Origin of the sequence: Belliella pelovolcani (assembly GCF_900156785.1) — a bacterium.
Lineage (GTDB): Bacteria > Bacteroidota > Bacteroidia > Cytophagales > Cyclobacteriaceae > Belliella > Belliella pelovolcani.
The window spans coordinates 45519-66487 of sequence record NZ_FTOP01000018.1; the positions used below are offsets into that span (position 1 = coordinate 45519).

13 protein-coding genes are annotated in these 20969 nt (G+C 38.5%); 10 read left to right on the forward strand and 3 right to left on the reverse strand.

What is annotated here, in order from left to right; genetic code table 11:
- Window positions 1-4: 4 nt before the first annotated feature.
- From BW935_RS15935 to BW935_RS15945, 3 genes are all read right to left on the reverse strand, one after another.
- On the reverse strand, window positions 5-838 hold the full coding sequence (locus tag BW935_RS15935) for an alpha/beta fold hydrolase (protein WP_084565975.1): 834 nt from the start codon (window positions 836-838) through the stop codon (window positions 5-7).
- Window positions 835-1638: a helix-turn-helix domain-containing protein gene (locus tag BW935_RS15940; protein WP_076502784.1), complete on the reverse strand. Its 804-nt coding sequence runs from the start codon at window positions 1636-1638 to the stop codon at window positions 835-837. The genes BW935_RS15935 and BW935_RS15940 overlap by 4 nt, the downstream gene beginning before the upstream one ends.
- A 93-nt stretch (window positions 1639-1731) precedes the next feature.
- Window positions 1732-2343 (reverse strand): CGNR zinc finger domain-containing protein, encoded by a 612-nt coding sequence (locus BW935_RS15945; protein ID WP_076502785.1) that lies wholly within the window; start codon window positions 2341-2343, stop codon window positions 1732-1734.
- A gap of 49 nt (window positions 2344-2392) precedes the next feature.
- Between BW935_RS15945 and BW935_RS15950 the strand changes: the two genes are divergently transcribed.
- The 10 genes from BW935_RS15950 (at window position 2393) to BW935_RS15995 (ending at window position 20812) form a co-directional block, all read left to right on the forward strand.
- On the forward strand, window positions 2393-2917 hold the full coding sequence (locus BW935_RS15950) for a DinB family protein (protein ID WP_076502786.1): 525 nt from the start codon (window positions 2393-2395) through the stop codon (window positions 2915-2917).
- Between the two features lie 67 nt (window positions 2918-2984).
- Window positions 2985-3365, forward strand: a complete 381-nt coding sequence (locus BW935_RS15955) for a nuclear transport factor 2 family protein (protein ID WP_076502787.1) — start codon at window positions 2985-2987, stop codon at window positions 3363-3365.
- 201 nt (window positions 3366-3566) lie between these two features.
- Window positions 3567-4124: an RNA polymerase sigma factor gene (locus BW935_RS15960; protein WP_076502788.1), complete on the forward strand. Its 558-nt coding sequence runs from the start codon at window positions 3567-3569 to the stop codon at window positions 4122-4124.
- A gap of 345 nt (window positions 4125-4469) precedes the next feature.
- Window positions 4470-5432 (forward strand): FecR family protein, encoded by a 963-nt coding sequence (locus BW935_RS15965; protein WP_076502789.1) that lies wholly within the window; start codon window positions 4470-4472, stop codon window positions 5430-5432.
- A 78-nt stretch (window positions 5433-5510) separates the two neighbouring features.
- The gene (locus tag BW935_RS15970; RefSeq protein WP_084565976.1) at window positions 5511-8969 is read left to right on the forward strand and encodes a SusC/RagA family TonB-linked outer membrane protein; all 3459 of its coding nucleotides are present in this window, start codon (window positions 5511-5513) and stop codon (window positions 8967-8969) included.
- A gap of 10 nt (window positions 8970-8979) precedes the next feature.
- Entirely contained in the window at window positions 8980-10446 is a 1467-nt protein-coding gene (locus BW935_RS15975; protein WP_076502790.1) for a SusD/RagB family nutrient-binding outer membrane lipoprotein, read from the forward strand.
- A 53-nt stretch (window positions 10447-10499) separates the two neighbouring features.
- Window positions 10500-12014: an alkaline phosphatase family protein gene (locus tag BW935_RS15980; protein ID WP_076502791.1), complete on the forward strand. Its 1515-nt coding sequence runs from the start codon at window positions 10500-10502 to the stop codon at window positions 12012-12014.
- Between the two features lie 631 nt (window positions 12015-12645).
- A complete protein-coding gene (locus tag BW935_RS15985; RefSeq protein ID WP_076502792.1) occupies window positions 12646-13188 on the forward strand; it encodes a phage tail protein in 543 nt (180 codons plus the stop codon).
- A 69-nt stretch (window positions 13189-13257) separates the two neighbouring features.
- Window positions 13258-19791, forward strand: coding sequence for a T9SS type B sorting domain-containing protein (locus BW935_RS15990; RefSeq protein ID WP_076502793.1), 6534 nt, complete (start codon window positions 13258-13260; stop codon window positions 19789-19791).
- 79 nt (window positions 19792-19870) lie between these two features.
- On the forward strand, window positions 19871-20812 hold the full coding sequence (locus BW935_RS15995; RefSeq protein WP_076502794.1) for a PorP/SprF family type IX secretion system membrane protein: 942 nt from the start codon (window positions 19871-19873) through the stop codon (window positions 20810-20812).
- Window positions 20813-20969: the final 157 nt, after the last annotated feature.

Sequence of the window (20969 nt, forward strand, 5' to 3'; positions counted from 1 at the left end):
TTCATTATTTTAGGGAATTAATTAATAAAGTATAAATCTCTTGGGCATGTGTGACAATTAAACCATGATCTGCATTTTGAATTTGGTAGAGCTTGGTATTAGTTAACTTACTAAACTTCTCAACAATCTTAAAAATATCTTTTTTATCTTCAGTACCTATAATCAATGCAATAGGGATCTTTATCTCAGACAGTCTTTTTTCAGTATTTTCAAGGGGCCATATTTGTTCAAAATTGCTCCATTTCAATGATTTTTCAATATTCTCCTGATGGATAAGTTCAATTTCCTCTGCAAAAGGACTTTTTATTGTTTCCTGCATCGCATAGGCTTCTGGTGAATAAAGCATGATCTTCAACATGGCTTCTGAATTAGGAACCACTGCCCACATTCTCTTAGCCATTTCTTGATAGGAATCATCGTATTTAAAGCCGGTCAGACCAGGAGAAATCAAAACCAGTTTATCCACTTTCTTAGGGTTTAAAATTGTAAAGTCAGTGGCTATTTGACCTCCCAAAGAATGACCAATCAAGCTTACATTATTTAATTTCAGGTCGGCTAAGAGAATATTGAGGTCTTCGATGTGCTGGGTTGGTTTTGATGGAGATGGGGATTGGCCGTGTCCTCTCAAATCATAAGTGATTACTTTGAAAGAGCTAGCAAGCTGATCTACAATGGCGCTCCAAACCCTAGAGTCAGTGCCCCCACCGTGGATCAATACGATTGGATTACCTGTTCCTTTAATTTCATAATGTAAATCAATCATGTTTTTTGAATTTAAGTTTTGAGCTTGAATAGTCTGAAAAGACAATAAGCTGGCTAAGAATAAAATGTATTTCATTTGAGGGGATTAATCAAAGATATATAAGGATGGGATTGTCTTAAAAATTCCTTAGGGGTAGTGGCTGTAAATGTTTTGAATTGCCTTATAAAATGAGATTGATCTGCATATTCAGTCTCGTGCGCAATGCTCACCAAAGGCTTGTTATCAGCTAATAATAACTTTTTCAGTGCGCTATTGAATTGAAGGACTTGATAATATTTGGTCGGTGTAATGCCAATGTGTTCTTTAAAAAATCTTTGAACCGTTCTTTTGGCACCTTGAATTGAAAGGTTGATTGGACTTTTGGAATCAAGCATCCTTAAGCTTTTTGACTCACTAATAAAATGGACTTTAGGTTGATCAACCAAATCAATAAGGTAATCTGTTAGGGTTTGCACTTGTGCTGTAGTACTGTCTTCAGATTTAAGGAGCTTGAAGAGGATACTGTAATTGAAAGGATGCTGATTTTCTAAGTCAAGATACTGATCAACTAGATTTTCAGGTGTTATGTTTTTGAAATAGGATAAGGTAGTAGGATGAAGGTAAAAGAGGATTACTTTTGAGTATGGTGGAATAATGGATACCTTCGGATAGAGGTTTTGGCCATATATAAATGCTTTAGGGAGGAGATGACATTTACCAAAAAAGCGAAGTTTAACAGGATGTTCAGATATCTGAAAGTATATCCCCGGGAGTCCATTCGCAAAATGAATAAGTTCTTGAGTTTTGGTTTTTAGTCCATCATCATTTTCAAATACCTCAATTTGATGAACTATATTTTTTAACTGTAATGAAGGGCTTTGTTTTATTACTTTCATAACTTACACCGGAGTTTAAAATCGTTTGAATTGTTCTTCGAAGCAGTAAATTTCCATATTTGAATATTAGTAAAATAGAATATTTACGACATATTAAGAATTCTTCTTTTTTCTATGATAGTGTTCACGAGATTTTGATCTGCTTCCGCAGAACTTCATATCACACCATTTTTTTGTACTGCTTCTTGTGTTATCCCAAAAAAGCCAGCCACACTCAGAGCAAGCTTTTAATCTCTTACTTGGTAGCTTATGTAACAAGCTTTTCAAAGATATAAAGATAGGTTGGAGGTAAGACAATGCCTTTTCAGGATCATAACTCCATTTATAAATAAATCTTTCGTTTTCAAAGACGGTTAATCGATTGGAGTATGCATCCTGAAGCCTTTGATTTATTAATGACAAATCTGAAGAATGTATTGACTGATTGTCTAAATAATTTTTTACAATAGAATAAAGCTGATTCCTTTGTTTTCGGATTAAACTCAGCTCTTTCTCACCTCCTGAGATTTTTTGATTGTTGTCAATTAATTGCTGTCTTTTCAACCAATCAACCCAATCGGGTACAATTGCAAGATACTCCTTGTAAGGACCCATATTCCAGTGCTCCACAGTATTGATAAAGTCAAGCGCTAAATTCCCTCCAATGATGGGCATATCCGGGATATGATTTGGATTTAGTTGTTCTACTCTTGTATGGTTTTGCATTTTTATTCTTACTATCTATATTTGTATAGATGGTAAAAATAAGTAGGGAATGAAAAAAGATCAAAGAATAACAGAAAAAAGTAGTATGCACGTTAACCGACTAATTGGTCTGCTAGAAGATTTTTGGAATGGGGAGAAATGGATTGATGATAATTTGGTTAAAAAAGTCATGCATTTATCCGAATACCAGGTATTTAAAAGACCATTGGAGCAGCTGCACTCGGTGGCAGAACTTGTTTCTCATATGCTAGTTTGGAGAGAGGCAGCAATTGATAGAATTCTAGAGAAGCCCACTGCTTTAAGCGTCGGTACCCCTCTAGACTGGCGTAAGAATGATGTACTCAAAGAAATTGGCTGGAATTCTTTACTTCAACAGTTTGAAGCTAATAACTTAAATTTGATAAGTTTACTAAAAGAAAGAGATGATACTTTTTTGGATACTTCCTATCAGGAAGGCTCTACTTTTGGCAATTTAATAGAAGGAATTGTTCAGCATGACTTTTATCATTTAGGACAAATCGGTATTACTATCAAGTTTCTAATGCTAAAAAGTGAAGCAGGCGATACATGTTGAATTCAGAATTTCTGTTTCATTTCTACCAAAACTTTAAATAATTTCAATTTGTAAATCAGATTAAAAAATGCAAGATGAAAAAAGGCTAATTGTAGAAGACTACATCACAGCTTATAATAAGTTTGATGTAGAGGGTATGGTAAAGAATCTACATGAAGAAGTTGAATTCCAAAATATCAGCGGTGGAAAAATAGATTTTGAAACTAAAGGGATTGAATCTTTTAGAAATCAGGCCATTGCAGCTTTAGATTATTTTTCTAGTCGAAAACAGGTAATTACTAATATGACGCTTACCGATACTTTAGTACAGATTGAAATAGATTATGAGGCTATTCTAAAACAAGACTTTCCTAATGGTATGAAAAAAGGCGACTGTTTGAAGCTAAAAGGTAAAAGCACATTCTCCTTTGAAGATAAATTGATTATCAAGATTCAAGATGAAAGCTAATAGCAATCAATCTCTTCGCTTAACGCTTAACATTTAACTCTCAACACTTAACACTTAACGCTTAACGCTTAACACTTAACCCAATTCCCCAATCCCCCAATAACTCAATCCCCACCACTTAACTCAATTTTAATAATTTGATAAAAACCCTGGCGCTTATCTACGGGACATCTTGATTAATTTTGATATGAACTTTACGTTATGTCTCATTTTCAGTCAGATAGTCAGTTGTTGGAAAAGATCCAAAGTGGAGATGCTAAAGCATTTACTGAGCTTTTTGATCAGTACTGGGACCTACTTTTTCATGCCGCTTATGGTAGATTGAAATCTGCAGACCTTGCCAAGGACGTGGTTCAAGAGGTATTTCTTGATTTTTGGAATAGAAAAGAGACTATCAAAATAAAGTTTAGGCTTGATGTTTACTTACTTACTGCCGTCAAGTATCAAATATTCAAAATGATAGACCAGCTAAATTTAGAAGTTGGTATAGAAGAATACCACGGGATTCAATTGCTGCCACATGAAGAAGTATTGCCGCTCGAAGAACTTTATCAAAAACTAGAAGTAGCCCTTGACGAGCTGCCAGAAATGGCCGCCCATATTTTTAGAATGAATAAACTACAAGGCATGTCTGCTTCGGAAGTAGCTCAGACGCTTGATATCAATGTACAGTCCGTCCACAACTCTATCCATAAATCCATGAAGGTTCTCAGGAATTCTTTGAAATACACTTCTGGAATACTACTTTTTTTTAGCTAAAGATAGCTTGCATATACAGTTTGTGCAGATATATGGATCAGCTGTGACTTTCATGTATGTGTTTATTAGTATTCTAAATTAAATTTTATGATTATACGCTCCATTACAAGTAGCCTCAATTCCTGACACAAATGGCTGTTTTAATACAATAGCTATAAGTATCTAATTTCAATTAACATCGATTTGAACTGAAAACCCAAGCTTATTTTCATTACTGGCCAAGTTCCGTATATCCATATATATACTTATTCAATTTTATCATTTCATCATATTTCACTTTTTAATTTAACTTTTTGATAACCTAGAGTCCGAGTAGTTTCATGGATTTCTCAACACTTCCAGTTGATGAAAGCAAAATTCAATATTGATCCAGAGACCAAGGCCTTGATTCATCAACTACTCAGAGGCAAAATCACGAATACCGAGGAGTTGAATAGAATAAATGAATGGTATCATAAAATATACCAAGAGCAATCAAGCACACTTGATACAAAACAGTATAAACGGGAAGCGCTGCAAATGATTGATAAGGCTATCAAGACAAAGCAAAGAAACCTATATGTTCGCTTCAGGTGGATAGCTGCGACAATTACGCTGATCGCTTTGACAGCAATTGCCTTGTTTCAAATATCAGATTGGTCTTCTACAAAAGATCCCAGTGATGTGGAATGGGTAGTCTATCAAACTGGCAAAGGTGAAAGAGCTACCTATTACCTACCAGATAGTTCACAAGTATTTCTCGCTCCAAATACCACCATAAAAATCACTACTGACTTTTTAGCACAAAGGAAAGTGGAATTAAATGGACTTGCTTTTTTTAAAGTAAAAAAACTCCAGCAAACTTCATTTGAGGTTTTTACTGAAAAACTACATACATCAGTACTCGGGACTTCATTTTCAGTGGGAGCATACAGTGGAGGTGAAGAAAGAGTAGAAGTCAAGTCTGGAAAAGTGAAAGTAAAGCAACAGGAGGGAAGCAAGCAGACAATTTTAGCCAAAGGACAAAGAGTCTATACTTTTCAAGATCAACTCTTCCCCTCTACCATAACCGATCAAGAAGAAGCATTTTCATGGGTATCCAATACGCTAATATTCAATAACATTACACTATCTGAAATGGCTGAAAAACTCGAAGATTGGTATGGTATAGAAGTCAAAACAACACAGCCTTTTAATACTTGTCGCATCAATGGGAAATACCAAAATCAAAGTATAGAAGAAGTTCTGAAAATCATCAACTACTCAATCAAAATGGAATACAAATGGGAAAACAACACGCTAACCATTGAAAAAGTAACCTGCAATTGAAAAAGCGGAACTGCGCCAACAGCCCCGCTTTAATGCTGCTTGATTTATTAACCATCAACACAACACACACACAAAATTATGAAAAAATTATTACTGGAAATCACTCCCTTTAGGAGTTTCCTATTTATCACAAGCTTCTGTCTGCTTCAATTTGCTTCTTTTCAAGCAATTGCTTTGAATTCAAGTAACCAAGGAGCGTTCAAAACAAATATTAAAATTGAACCTGGAGAAAAATTCGTAACAGAGATCTTTCAATTGATAGAAAGTAAAACCGATTTTAATTTTTCTTATGCTACCCATGCAGTAAAGAATGTCAAAGTGAAGTTGAGTAGCCAAAACCTCACAGTCGAAGAATTACTTAAATCAATGGAAAATCAGACGAACCTCGAGTTTAGGTTTGTCAATGATACTATTGCAGTCCTAGCAAAGCCCATAACTAATAGTATCATGAATGATAAAGTCAATGTAACAGGAGTTGTCATTGATAAAATTTCTGGTGAAACACTACCTGGTGTAAATGTCCTGGTAAAAGGCAAATCCATAGGAACTGCAACGGATATAGATGGGAGATTTACATTGGAACTTGAAAATGATGATGTTTTAGTCATTTCTTTCATTGGTTATGAAACCAGAGAAATGAAGGCTTCAAATCAATCTGATCTGCGAGTGCTATTGTCTCCTACAGAACAAGCCATGCAAGAAGTCATTATAACTGCCCTGGGGATTAAAAGAGAAGAGGCCTCCTTGGGATATGCCACTCAAGCAGTCAGTAATCAGCAACTGACAGATGCTAGGAGTAACAACTGGACCAATGCATTGGCAGGGAAGGTTGCAGGCCTACAAGTAGTAGGTGCAGGAGCTGGACCGATGGGTTCTCAAAGAATCACCTTACGTGGAGAAACCTCCCTCAATCTAAATAATAATGAAGCCTTAATAGTTGTAGACGGTGTCCCCATCAATGGTCAAATAGCAGGAACTGGCTTTGGAGGACACTTAAACTCTGATAGTCCTGTAGATTTCGGATCTGCTGTTTCTGATCTCAATCAAGAAGATATTGAAAGTGTCACGGTGCTCAAAGGCCCGGCAGCTGCTGCACTTTATGGATCCAGAGCTGCCAATGGTGCACTGATTATCACCACTAAAGGAGGTAAAAAAGCCCAGAAAGGAATAGGTGTTTCTTTCAATTCAAACATAGCTACTGAAAGAACTGGCTTGAGATGGCCAGATTACCAATATGAATATGGTGAAGGTAGAACTTCTGACTATTACTCTTATGGAGATTCTGAAGATGGTCCAAACACCAGTACCAATATATCAGCTGGAAGAGCTTGGGGCCCCAGATTCGATGGCCAAATGTATTACCAATACAACCCTGATTCCCCTGATGGCATGCCAACCGAAAGAACTCCTTGGAGACCATATCATGATTACATCAAAGGATTCTTTAATCCTGGATATACCATTACAAACAATATTTCTCTTGAAGGTGCCACAGATAAAAGCTCAGCTAGAGTTTCAATTACCCATTTGAACAATACTTGGATTATTCCCAATACAGGCTTCGAAAGGCTTTCTGTCTCTACTGCATTAGACCACCAAATCAGTGACAGACTTAAAATCAACTCAAGAGTCAATTATGTCAACAAGAAGAGTGATAACCTTCCCATGGCAGGATACAACAATCAAACTGTCATGTATTTCATGATCATAGGAACCACTCCTAGTACAGATATCAATTGGTTTAGAGATTATTGGAAGCCTGGATTAGAGCAGATTGAGCAGAAAAATCCTTTTAATCCTGGACCTGACAATGTCTACCTCCAAGTGTACGAAATGCTCAATACAATTGATAAACATGGAGTGATCGGCTCCGTTTCAGCTACCTATGATTTTTCTGATAAAATAAGCTTAATGTTGAGATCAGGATTAGACTTATCCAATGAAAATAGAACGCAAAGAAGGCCTTTTAGCATGACCAAATATCCCCGAGGGATGTTCAGACAGCAGGCTGTTTTTAATTATGAAATCAATTCTGATTTCCTTTTAAGTTATAAAGAAAGCATTGGGAATCTAGCCAATTTTACTTTTAATGCAGGGGGTAACACCATGTTCAATTATAACAATTTCAATGGCGTATATGCTGATCAACTGGCCATGCCTGGACTTTACATGATTAGCAATAGTTTAGATCAGCCAGTTGCCGATCCTAGACTGCTAAGAAGGTCTATCAATTCACTCTATGCATCAGGTCAGTTTGAATATAAAAACATGATCTATCTGGATGTCACGGGTAGAAATGATTGGTCAAGTACACTTCCTGTGCAGAATAATTCCTTCTTCTATCCTTCAGTCAGTACGTCATTCATCCTGGATGAAGCTTTTAGATTACCGACTGCTGTTTCTTTTGCTAAAGTAAGGTTGTCCTTTGCACAAGTAGGAAATGATACTCAGCCTTACCAGACTGCCAGGTATTATGATCAGATTTATGCCACTAGCTTCACCAATAATGCTACACTTTTCAATGCAGACCTCAAACCTGAAATTACAACCGCCTACGAAGCGGGAATTGACCTAAGACTATGGCAAAATAAAATCGGACTGGATATCACTGCATACCAAAGTGATAGTCGAAACCAAATCCTTGCTATACCCCTAGATATCACCTCTGGCTATCAAAGAATTTTGACCAATGCAGGATTGATTCGCAGCAATGGCTTGGAAGTAGTCTTGAATACAAGACCGGTGACAAGACCAAATTTCACATGGAATTCAACTTTCAACTGGTCTTACAATAGAAGTTATGTAATTGAACTCGCAGAAGGATTGACCAACCAAATCATCGGACAACACTCAGTTGTAAGCCTTGAAGCTAGAGTAGGAGGAAGGATGGGTGATCTTTATGGATTGGGCTTTCAAAGATCTCCTGATGGTGATATCATTTACAATAGTGCAGGATTACCGGCTCAACTAGACCCAGAAAGAAAAAATTGGGGAAATGCTTTCCCTGATTGGAGAGCAGGTATATTAAATCAGTTTGCTTTTGGCAAATTCAGAGCATCTATTCTTATTGATGGTCAACTAGGAGGAACTGTATTCTCAATGACAAACCATAAGTTGAATACACTTGGCAAAACCAAAGTTACACTTCCTGGAAGAGAAGATGGAATTATTGGTGAAGGGGTAGTAGATAATGGAGATGGTACCTATTCACCCAATACAGTCAGGACAACCGCCGCGAGGTTTTATGACGAGTATTATAAGCACTCCAATGTAGAAACGAATACTTTTGACGCCTCTTTTATTAAACTTAGAGAAGCAAGAATAGAATATGTCATCCCTCAGTCAGTCATCAATAGAATAGGAATTCAACAGGCCTCTGTGGCTGTCTATGGAAGGGACTTATTACTCTTTACCAAGTTTCCTGCATTTGATCCAGAAGTGGCCATGTTAAACTCTGGTTCTTTCTTACCTGGCGTGGAAATGACACAATTTCCATCTACAAGAACCATGGGTATGAATCTTTCTCTCAAATTTTAATCTCGAAACAATGAAAAATATTAATATCAAAATAGTTATATGTATTTTGCTTGGTTTGGCTGCATGTACCAATGATTTTGAAGAGCTCAATTTAGATCCAAACAGACCTACAGAAGTTTTCCCAGGAGTTATTCTGGATCAATTACAATACAGGTTAGTGAATTCTAGCATTGGTAGAGCGAGAGGGTTTGCACATGAACTGATGCAAGTGACAGCACCTAGGTTAAGTATCAACAATGGCGTGCATAGGTATTTTATAGAACCTAATAATTCTAGTGGCTTTTGGAATAGCCACTATGCCTTGATGACTGATGTAGAGGATATGTATCAAGTTTCAGAGCGTCTTGATGCAAAGGCTTATATGGGGGTGGCTTTGATTCTCAAGTCATGGAGCTATTCTTTACTCACGGATGCATTTGGTGATGTTCCCTATTCAGAAGCGAATAGAGTAGAGGAAGGAATCATTAAGCCAAGTTTTGATGAACAAAGGTTGATTTATACCAATCTTTTAGAGGATCTAGAAAGTGCTAATGAGCTTCTTTCTCAGTCAAATACCTTTGTGTATGGAGGTGATCTGATCTTTGAAACCAACGGCCCAGCTGGGATTCTAAAATGGAGAAAGTTTGCAAATTCATTAAGACTTAGGATGTTGCTTAGAGTTTTAGCCAAAGATGGAGAAGTGAATGCTTCACAACAGATCAATATGATCCTATCAAATCCTGAAAAATATCCATTAATGGAGTCAAATGCAGATGATGCTATCCTGAGATATCCTGGAAGCTTCCCATTCTTCAACCCATATTTCAATGCCAGAACTTTAGATTGGAGAGAAGGAACCTATTATACTGAATATTTCATCAATTGGCTCAATAGGAATAATGATCCAAGAAGGACTGTCTGGGCTACAACGATCACCGAAAATGGCCAACAAGTTTATAAAGGAATCCAGAGTGGTTATCCAAGTGAGGTAGAATATACTGTCAATACGCACTCTAGCTATAGAGATGAATTGAAAACACTTCCTGAATTGGGAATAATGATGACTTATGCAGAGCTAGAGTTTATTAAGGCAGAACTAGCCCTGAGAGGTTTCTCAACCGGGAATACAATTCAATCCCACTATCAAAATGGGGTATTAGCCTCTATGAATCAGTGGAAAGTTAATCTCACTGCCGCCTATTTCGATCAAGACGAAGTTCGACTTCAAGACAATGATAACTTCGAATTGATTCTTGAGAAAATAATCCAACAGAAATACTTCGCCCTATACTTCAATGATTTTCAAGCTTGGTTTGAAAAAAGAAGAACTGGATATCCTATCCTCCCCAGGGGTTCTGGAATTCCAGTAGAAAATCAATTCCCTTCAAGAATTACTTACCCGAATTATCTCCAAGCCCTTAATGCAGAGAATCTCGATGCTGCCGTTGCTAGGATGGGTGGAGATACTCAAGATACGAAAGTTTGGTGGGAAAAATAATTTCATAAATCCAATCAACTTGAATGAAATACCATATTTAATCTTAAGAAAAAATGCACATATCAAATATAAAAATACTCGCTTTTTTGTTCATAGGCTTGGTTTTCACTGCTTGCAGTGAAAATCGAGTTGATCAAAAGCCTCTAAAAACTCTAGTCGTAATCATTGATGGCCTTAGACCTGACTACATCAATGAAACAAATACGCCTAATCTTTATAAGCTTGCGCAAGAAGGGGTTAATGGACAGAACTCACATTCCATTTTTCCGACATTGACAAGGGTAAACTCCACCTCATACGCCACAGGTTCATACCCTTATAAACATGGTATTTTAGGGAATTCAATATATCTCCCTGAGGTTAATCCAACCAAAGGAATCAATACCGGAGATGTGTCTGCACTGATTGAAGCAGATCAAATACTCAATGGAAACCTCTTGCACACCAAAACATTTGGAGAGTGGGTAGCGGAAAGTAAGGATGTTGACTTTACCGTTTACAGCACAGGAACCACTGGTCAATCTTACCTTTTGAACCAAAAAATAAAAGGAAGAGGTATCATTAACCCTGAGTTGATTTTGCCAGCTTCACTTAGAGAAGAAGTGATCCAAAAAGTTGGAGACATCCCAGAAAGAGGAAGGCCAAACTTGGCAAGACATCAATGGGTGACTGATGCATTTATTGCTTTTGATTTACAGTCGTCAAGAAATTCCATCAGCACAATTTGGTTTTCTGATCCCGATGGAACAGCACATGCCACTGGTATAGGTTCGCCTCTTACACTTGAAGCTATCTATGGAGTAGATCAACAGATTGGAAGGATCTTAAATTTTATCAATGAAAAGGGTTTACAAGACCAAGTGAATATTATAATTTCTGCCGATCATGGTTTCAGTACACATAAGGGGGAAATTTCTTTGGATGAATTGCTCATTACCAATAAGTTGAAAAAGGATAAAGAGTCAGATGATATTGTGGTTGTAGGGGGAGCCATATATTTTAAAGATAAAAGTCAAATTCCAGATGCCATAAGATTGCTACAATCCCAAGAATGGGTGGGAGCAATTTTTACTTCAACCACAAGAAACAATGATTTTCAAGGAACCCATAGCCAAGATCAAATCTATTGGGATCATCAAGCGAGGGCCTCAGATATTTATGTTGATGTGAATTGGACTGATGAAGTAAACGAGTATGGTTATGCTGGGTTTTCTTACCAAAGAGGCATAGCAGGCCATGGTTCCGCAAGCCCTTTTGAGATGAAAACCCCCTTCATTGCCTATGGTCCTAGCTTTAAATATAAGTTTGAAAATCCGCTACCTACTGCATTGATTGATATTATGCCCACAATTCTTCATATTCATCATATTCCCTTTGATACAGTAAATGTTGATGGTAGAGTTTTGAAAGAAGTATTGAAAGGAGATACAAAAAATTATAATGCCCCAAATCCTACCCAATCTGATGTGGAACACAGCTTAAGTGGTTCTCTTTATCAGTCCACAATTTATCATTCAAGCTGGGATGGTAAGTCATATTTTGATTACGCTATTACAATTAGAAAATGATTTGAGTAAACATAATAACAAATAAACGACGACTCTGGAAAGCCACCTATCTTCAAACGTGTAGAGGGGTGGTTTTTTGTTTATCACAATATTACCCATCCCTTTATTCATGGAAACTTATCCTTCTAAAAATAAACTTAATTTCAAACACTCAAATTTTCTAGCCACCTTAGCCAAATTCCTGAACACTAATAAAATTTGACGCTCCTTCCAACTCACTCAATCAACCCAATTCTCAAATCAATCTCTTCGCTTACGCTTAACACTTAACGCTTAACCCAATCACCCAATCACCCAATCACTCAATCACCCAATCACTCAATCACCTCAATAACCCAATCACTCAATTCCCTTTTCTCAAATGATCATGCACTCGGAATTTTTTGTTTATGAGCGAGTTACATTTTTTATAACAAAAAAATAAACGTTGATATTAACTTAAATGAACTTTAAATTTTTTTACTATTTTTTGGTGAAAAATTAATATTAAAAGTTTTTTAAATAATTTGTTTATGACAATATTTACATGTGTTCTGACTGAACCTTTTATACTTTATGATTAGAACAACCAACTATTTCAATTAGAATACCATAATTATTTCACATCTTTTCACTTTAAATTACTTAAAAAATGGAACCATTTATTGGACAAATCATGATGTTTGCGGGGAATTTTGCCCCAAGAGGCTGGGCTTTTTGTGAAGGTCAGTTATTACCTATTTCTTCTTATTCAGCTTTATTTTCTATTTTGGGTACTACCTATGGAGGTGATGGAAGGACAACTTTCGCATTGCCAGATTTGAGAGGGAGAGGACCTATTCATTTTGGAGCTGGACCAGGATTGAGCCCAGTAAGCATTGGTCAATCTGGGGGAACGGAACAGGTGACATTGAGCACTGCAAACATACCACCTCACAACCATACCATCAATGTGAGCAATCAACCTGCAACTTCCCTAAACCCAGATGGGAATTTTCCAGCCGCAGCACAATTCCAAATAGACAGACAAAGCCCAATGGTCAATGTCAATGCCTACGGTGGTTCTCCCAATGCTACTTTGAGCGCTGCTGCTGTAAATCAAGCGGGTAGCGGAATTCCATTCAATAACAGAAATCCATACCTAGCAATCAGTTATGTGATTGCCTTAGAAGGGATATTTCCGAGTAGACCTTAATTTCCTTGTCCTGTTTGGCCTTCGGGTTGAACAGGACTCTATTGCTTTTCATTTATAATACCCCTCCTTATGAAAAAAAATCTACTTGTCAATCTTATCCTTACTGTAATTCTTTATACTAGCCTTCCCTTCACTGCTTTTGCTCAAATTAATACGATAACCTTTAATGAGGTAGAAAATAACCAAGCATTAGGAAAATCTTATACAAATAGTGGATTCACTTTTGCAGTCAACCTAGATATTTCTAGTATTGCTGAAATTATCAGTCGTCAAAATGCTGGTTTTGGGGGGTCTATGGCCATAACTGATAACAACTTTGCAATTGGAGGTATTACCCGTTGGACGATAACCAGAAGTTCTGGTGACCCATTTCAGTTTAGAAGTATTTTTCTCCAGCAAGGTGATCCAGACTCTTCCGATTCAGGAACCATTCAAGGTTTTAAAAACGGCAGTCCCACCGGACCTGCCAAAACTTTACAATTTAATTCAGTTACCGCAGGACTTAAGGATTATGCAGGAGATCCTGATTTTTTTGATGTAGATGAAATTCGTATTGAAGCCTCAGACATTAATTTTAATCTAGATCATTTTACTTATGGCCCACCGTTTTTCCCTGTAGATACAGACCCTACAGAAGTCACTTCAATTTTTTTGACTGGAACACCTCCCTCAAATGCAAACTCAATCGTATTTGTAGTTAATTTTAGCAAAACAGCTTTAAATGTCAGTACGGATGATTTCCAATTGACCACAACAGGCACAGTAGTCGGCACAGTATCTTCAGTATCAGGCTCTGGTTCCTCATATTCGGTCACAGTAAGTGGCATTTCAGGAGATGGAAGTCTTCGCCTTGATCTTCGATCAGGTACAAATATCAGTAATGAAAACGGGAATACTGGAACACCAGCATTTACCTCTGGCCAACTTCATTTTGTAAGTCCATGTTTTATTGAAACATTTGAAGATGAAACTATTGGGTCAAAAACCTTTACAGGAAATGGCTTGACATTCTCACTTCTTGGTAATTGGGAGGTACAACAGGAAACCCCCTTTGCAGGAATAGGAGGATCACAAAAGCACCTGTCAAATACCGGTGTAGGGCCTTACACAATTACTTCCACTGAGCTGGTTACCATGAATAAACTGGCACTTTATCTATCTTCTAACCCTACAGGAACTAACCCTACTAATGATGGAACAGTAACAGTAAAAGGATTCAATGATGATGTAGAACGATTTTCATTGACTAAATCATCAGGCTTTCCAACAGATTTCTCTACCAATGGCGGCTATTTCTTTGTTGACTTTGCTACAGAAGGAGGGGAAAATAATTCCAACAAAAGAATTGATAGAATAGAAGTTACCATAGGAGGTAATTTTGTTTACCTCAACTTGGATAATTTTGAATGGTGTGAATCAGCACCTAATAATCCACCGACAGTTGCCAGTTCAATTCCTGATCAAATTGCAATTCAGGATGTAGCATTTAGCTTCCAGTTTTCAGAAGATACCTTTGAAGATGTAGATGTTGGAGATGTGTTAATTTATTCAGCACAATTAGAAGGAGGTGCTTCTTTACCTTCATGGTTGTCCTTTGATGCGTCGACAAGAACTTTTTCGGGTACTCCTTCAAATTCAAACCTAGGTGCTTTGACCATTGAAGTGATTGCTGATGATCAAGAAGGAGGAAACATTAGTGATCAATTTATTTTAAATGTAATTCCAGCAATTGCCTTTGAAGATGAAAGTTTTGTTTTTGACGGTTCTGAAAAATCAATAGAAATCTCAGGTACCCTCCCAGATGGTGCTACTGTTGTATACTCAAACAATACCAGAACAAACGTAGGAACGCAATTGGCCACGGCAACTATATCTAGTCCAGACTTTTCGGATATTGTCCTCACAGCGGACCTAACTATCACTCCTGCATCGATTACAGGTATAACCTTTGAAGACGGAATCTTTGTGTTTGATGCTACAGAGCAGGTATTGGAAATTTCTGGGACCTTACCAGTAGGAACTTCTGTGTCTTATGAAAACAATACCAGAACCAATGTCGGAACCCAAGAAGCAACGGCTACCATCACAGGAAGCAATTACAATACATTGTTATTGACGGCCGAGTTGAGAATTACTCCTGCAACGGTAACTGGGATCAGCTTCGAAGATGGAAACTTTGCCTTTGACGGTACAGAGAAGACCATTGAAATCACGGGAACGCTACCAGCTGGAACTTCTGTGTCTTATGAGAACAATACCAGAACCAATGTGGGAACTCAGGAAGCAACGGCTACCATCACAGGAAGCAACTTCAGCACACTGATACTAACTGCAGAATTGACCATTACTCCTGCAACAGTAACTGGGATCAGCTTTGAAGACGGAACCTTTACCTTTGACGGTACAGAGAAGACCATTGAAATCACAGGGACTTTACCAGCTGGAACTTCTGTGTCTTATGAAAACAATACCAGAACCAATGTGGGAACCCAAGAAGCAACGGCTACCATCACAGGAAGTAACTTCAACGACTTGGTGCTGACCGCTGAGCTGAGGATTACCCCTGCAATGGTAACTGGGATCAGCTTTGAAGATGGAACTTTTGTCTTTGACGGTACAGAGAGGATTATTGAAATTACAGGGACTTTACCAGCTGGAACTTCTGTGTCTTATGAAAACAATACCAGAACCAATGTGGGAACTCAGGAAGCAACGGCTACCATCACAGGAAGTAACTTCAACGACTTGGTGCTGACCGCTGAGCTGAGGATAACCCCTGCAACGGTTACGGGAATCAGCTTTGAAGATGGAACCTTTGTCTTTGACAGTACAGAGAAGACCATTGAAATCACAGGGACTTTACCAGCTGGAACTTCTGTGTCTTATGAAAACAATACCAGAACCAATGTGGGAACTCAGGAAGCAACTGCAACAATCACAGGAAGCAACTTCAGCACACTTATACTAACAGCAGAATTGACCATTACTCCTGCAACGGTAACAGGGATCAGCTTTGAAGATGGAACTTTTGTCTTTGACGGTACAGAGAGGATTATTGAAATTACAGGGACTTTACCAGCTGGAACTTCTGTGTCTTATGAGAACAATACCAGAACCAATGTAGGAACCCAGGAAGCAACTGCAACAATCACAGGAAGCAACTTCAGCACTCTGATACTAACAGCAGAATTGATCATTACTCCTGCAACGGTAACTGGGATCAGCTTTGAAGATGGAACTTTTGTCTTTGACGGTACAGAGAGGACCATTGAAATCACAGGGACTTTACCAGCTGGAACTTCTGTGTCTTATGAGAACAATACCAGAACCAATGTGGGAACCCAAGAAGCAACTGCAACAATCACAGGAAGCAACTTCAGCGCACTGATACTAACAGCAGAATTGACCATTACTCCTGCAACAGTAACTGGGATCAGCTTTGATGATGGAACTTTTGTCTTTGACGGTACAGAGAGGACCATTGAAATTGCAGGGACTTTACCAGCTGGAACTTCTGTGTCTTATGAGAACAATACCAGAACCAATGTGGGAACCCAGGAAGCAACTGCAACAATCACAGGAAGCAACTTCAGCACTCTGTTACTAACAGCAGAATTGACTATTACTCCTGCACCGGTTACTGGGATCAGCTTTGATGATGGGATCTTTGTTTTTGACGGAACAGAGAAGGCAATAGAAATCACCGGAACATTACCTGCTGGTACAACTGTATTCTATGAAAACAATACCAGAACCACTATTGGAAACCAAGAAGCAACAGCCACTATTACTGGAAGCAATTTCAATACCCTGGTGCTGACAGCTGATCTGACAATCACTCCAGCTGATATCACAGGAATCATATTTGAAGATGCGAGTTTTGTTTTTGATGGGTTTGAAAAATCCATAGAGATCGAGGGTGTTTTACCAGATGGTACTGCTGTATCTTACACAAATAATCTCAGAACTGATGCGGGTTCTCAACAAGCCGTTGCAACAATCTCCGGTGGTGTATATAATACCCTAGTATTAACTGCAGACTTGACTATTACACCAGCTGATATCACAGGTATCACCTTCGAAGATGCCAGCTTTGTGTTTGACGGAACAGAGAAGTCACTCGAAATCACAGGTACGCTACCTGCAGGAACCACAGTGACTTATGCAGATAATGCGAGAACCAATGTAGGAACCCAAGAAGCAACAGCCACCATTACTGGAAGCAATTACAATACCTTGTTGCTGACTGCAGACTTGACCATTGCACCAGCTGATATCACAGGTATCACCTTCGAAGATGCCAGCTTTGTGTTTGACGGAACAGAGAAGTCACTCGAAATCACAGGTACGCTACCTGCTGGAACCACAGTGACTTATTCAGATAATGCGAGAACCAATGTGGGAACCCAAGAAGCAACAGCCTTCATTTCCGGAAGCAATTACAATACCTTGGTGTTGACTGCAGACTTGACCATTACACCAGCTGATATCACAGGTATCACTTTCGAAGATGCCAGCTTTGTATTTGACGGAACAGAGAAGTCACTCGAAATCACAGGTACGCTACCTGCTGGAACCACAGTGACTTATGCAGATAATGCGAGAACCAATGTAGGAACCCAAGAAGCAACAGCCACCATTACTGGAAGCAATTACAATACCTTGTTGCTGACTGCAGACTTGACCATTGCACCAGCTGATATCACAGGTATCACCTTCGAAGATGCCAGCTTTGTCTTTGACGGAACAGAGAAGTCACTCGAAATCACAGGAACGCTACCTGCTGGAACCACAGTGACTTATGCAGATAATGCGAGAACCAATGTAGGAACTCAAGAAGCAACAGCCACCATTACTGGAAGCAATTTCAATACCTTGGTGCTGACTGCAGACTTGACCATTACACCAGCTGATATCACAGGTGTCAACTTTGAAGATGCCAGCTTTGTATTTGACGGAACAGAGAAGTCACTCGAAATCACAGGAACGCTACCTGCTGGAACCACATTGACTTATGTAGATAATGCGAGAACCAATGTAGGAACCCAAGAAGCAACAGCCACCATTACTGGAAGCAATTACAATACCTTGTTGCTGACTGCAAACTTGGCAATTACACCAGCAGATATCGCAGGTATCACCTTCGAAGATGCCAGCTTTGTATTTGACGGAACAGAGAAGTCACTCGAAATCACAGGAACGTTACCTGCTGGAACCACAGTGACTTATGCAGATAATGCGAGAACCAATGTGGGAACCCAAGAAGCAACAGCCACCATTACTGGAAGCAATTACAATACCTTGTTGCTGACTGCAGACTTGGCGATTACACCAGCAGATATCGCAGGTATCACCTTCGAAGATGCCAGCTTTGTATTTGACGGAACAGAGAAGTCACTCGAAATCACAGGAACGCTACCTGCTGGAACCACAGTGACTTATGCAGATAATGCGAGAACCAATGTAGGAGCCCAAGAAGCAACAGCCACCATTACTGGAAGCAATTACAATACCTTGGTGTTGACTGCGGACTTGACGATTGATCCTGCCAGCTTATTAATCGTTCCTACTGAAGGCCAATCAAAAATATTCGGCACACAAGACCCTCAATTTACTTTTACAGTCTTGGGCTTAATAGGGGATGATGATGAAAATCTATTAGAAGGTTCCTTGGGTAGGACAGCAGGTGAATCAGTTGGGACCTTTGCTTTCAACTTGGGATCACTTTCAGTAGAAACCAATTACCAATTAAGTCTCTCTCCTGAGAATTTTGAAATCCTGCCTGCTGTCATCGAGATGGTCTTACAACCAAGCGATATATCAACACCTTGGGGGGTCAATCCTGAAATTCCAGAATTGATAACTGTTATGACTCAAGATGGACAATTCTTGGAACTTCAAGTAAATTGGGATACCAGCTCCCTGAATACATTTGCTAGAGGAACATATCTACTAACAGGTACCTTGATCTTACCTAATGGCATCCTGAACCCAGAAGACTTGACACCTGAATTGAATGTGGAAGTACTGCCCAAGCCTTTACCTCAAGATTTATTGCTTTCTAACAATAGTTTTGAAGCAACCGCTGCTCAACAAAATATATTCATAGGCTCTTTTACAATTGTAGACCCAATCGATGATCAGCATGTGCTTTCACTACCTAGTCAAGCTGTAGATAATAGGTATTTCCAGATTGCGAATGGCGACCTATTTTGGAACACCTCTGAAAGACTGGAAGGTAGGACCCAATTCACAATAATGGTTCTTGTTTTGGATCGTGATGGCAATACGCTTGAAAAGCAATTTACCATTACCCGAAATAGAGCTTCTGTAAGTAGCATTGAAGTCTTCAATTCATTCACACCAAATGGTGATAATGTCAATGATACTTGGGGAGTAGAGGCTCTGAGATATTATCGTGGCGTGAGAATTCAAGTTTTTGAAAGAAGTGGTAAAAGGGTCTTCTATACTGAAAATCCAGATGTAAAATGGGATGGAACCTTTGAAGGAATAGCTTTGCCTGTTGGTACATACTACTGGGCAATTGAAGTAAGAGAGACTGGTGAAATTAGAAAAGGAATGTTGAATTTGTTTAGAAAGTAAACTGAACGAAGTACAAAGTGCAAAGTACCAAGAGCATTACATGGTACTTTGTACATAGTACTTGGTACAAAAAAAAGCTATGAAAAAAATATTTATTCTCGCAATTACATTGGCTTTGAGCACTTCAGTTTTTGCTCAGTCCAGAAAATATATCTCACAATTTAGCCATATGCAGAGTTACTTCAATCCTGCTTTAACTGGCTATGAAGGTTCAAACTTCCGAGCTTTGATTAGAAATCAATGGGCAGGGTTTGAAGGTGCGCCCATGACATATTTTGGATCTTTAGAGTTTGATATTGCAGATTTTGCCAAAGGATCCGATCCAAATAAAAATGCCATAGGATTCAATATACTTCATGATGAATTTGGTGCTTTTATTGAAACTGAGATGATAGCATCTTATGCTTCAAGGATTCAAATTGCTGAAAAAACTTCGCTAAGGTTGGGGATGGGAGTGAACTACAACAATGTCAGGTTGGACGGTAATAATCTGACTACTGAACAAGCCAATGATCCAAAAATCGCGCAATACCTCAATGGCTTTGCTAACATGCAAGTTTTAGACTTCAATATAGGCTTAGCCTTGACGCATCCCAATTATTACATTTCTTATGCCATCAACCACGTCAATAGAGGAGCTATAAACTCAGGGGATGCTTTCATGGAAAGAAAACCTAGAGTTGGAATTGTCCAAGCAGGATATAGAAATGCACTCAATGAAAAACTTGCTATTGCTACAAACTTCATGTATAGAAGTCAGGAAGACCTCCCAGACAATGTTGAATTCAATTTCAAAGTTTTGATGATGGATAAGTTTTGGCTTGGTGCAGGACATAGGATTGACTATGCTAATAATTTTCAATTAGGAGTTTTATTACCTGTGATGCGCATCGGTTATGTGTATGAACTACCTATGAACAGATCATATTTGCTACCCAATACCACTCACGAATTCCTAGCAGTTATTCCATTATTCAAGAAAAATATCAGATCAGATAGGAAGGAAGTATTGATTTGGTAAAAGGAGTAGGGATAGTACTTAAGACTATAAACTTAATTCCAAATTCCCTTATTGTTCCTTTCGGGATAGTTCATTAAACTGTGTCTAAGGTTTAATCTTTCTTTCAGCCTACTGTCTTAGTTGCCTTAAGGAAACTAAGACAGTAGGCTGAAAATTC

Bases quoted from the DNA above. Each gene is read 5' to 3' on its own strand.
- BW935_RS15945 (WP_076502785.1), bottom strand. From the start codon at position 2,343: ATGCAAAACCATACAAGAGTAGAACAACTAAATCCAAATCATATCCCG.
- BW935_RS15970 (WP_084565976.1), top strand. From the start codon at position 5,511: ATGAAAAAATTATTACTGGAAATCACTCCCTTTAGGAGTTTCCTATTT.
- BW935_RS15950 (WP_076502786.1), top strand. From the start codon at position 2,393: ATGAAAAAAGATCAAAGAATAACAGAAAAAAGTAGTATGCACGTTAAC.
- BW935_RS15935 (WP_084565975.1), bottom strand. From the start codon at position 838: ATGAAATACATTTTATTCTTAGCCAGCTTATTGTCTTTTCAGACTATT.
- BW935_RS15995 (WP_076502794.1), top strand. From the start codon at position 19,871: ATGAAAAAAATATTTATTCTCGCAATTACATTGGCTTTGAGCACTTCA.
- BW935_RS15980 (WP_076502791.1), top strand. From the start codon at position 10,500: ATGCACATATCAAATATAAAAATACTCGCTTTTTTGTTCATAGGCTTG.
- BW935_RS15955 (WP_076502787.1), top strand. From the start codon at position 2,985: ATGCAAGATGAAAAAAGGCTAATTGTAGAAGACTACATCACAGCTTAT.
- BW935_RS15940 (WP_076502784.1), bottom strand. From the start codon at position 1,638: ATGAAAGTAATAAAACAAAGCCCTTCATTACAGTTAAAAAATATAGTT.
- BW935_RS15985 (WP_076502792.1), top strand. From the start codon at position 12,646: ATGGAACCATTTATTGGACAAATCATGATGTTTGCGGGGAATTTTGCC.
- BW935_RS15975 (WP_076502790.1), top strand. From the start codon at position 8,980: ATGAAAAATATTAATATCAAAATAGTTATATGTATTTTGCTTGGTTTG.
- BW935_RS15965 (WP_076502789.1), top strand. From the start codon at position 4,470: ATGAAAGCAAAATTCAATATTGATCCAGAGACCAAGGCCTTGATTCAT.
- BW935_RS15990 (WP_076502793.1), top strand. From the start codon at position 13,258: ATGAAAAAAAATCTACTTGTCAATCTTATCCTTACTGTAATTCTTTAT.
- BW935_RS15960 (WP_076502788.1), top strand. From the start codon at position 3,567: ATGTCTCATTTTCAGTCAGATAGTCAGTTGTTGGAAAAGATCCAAAGT.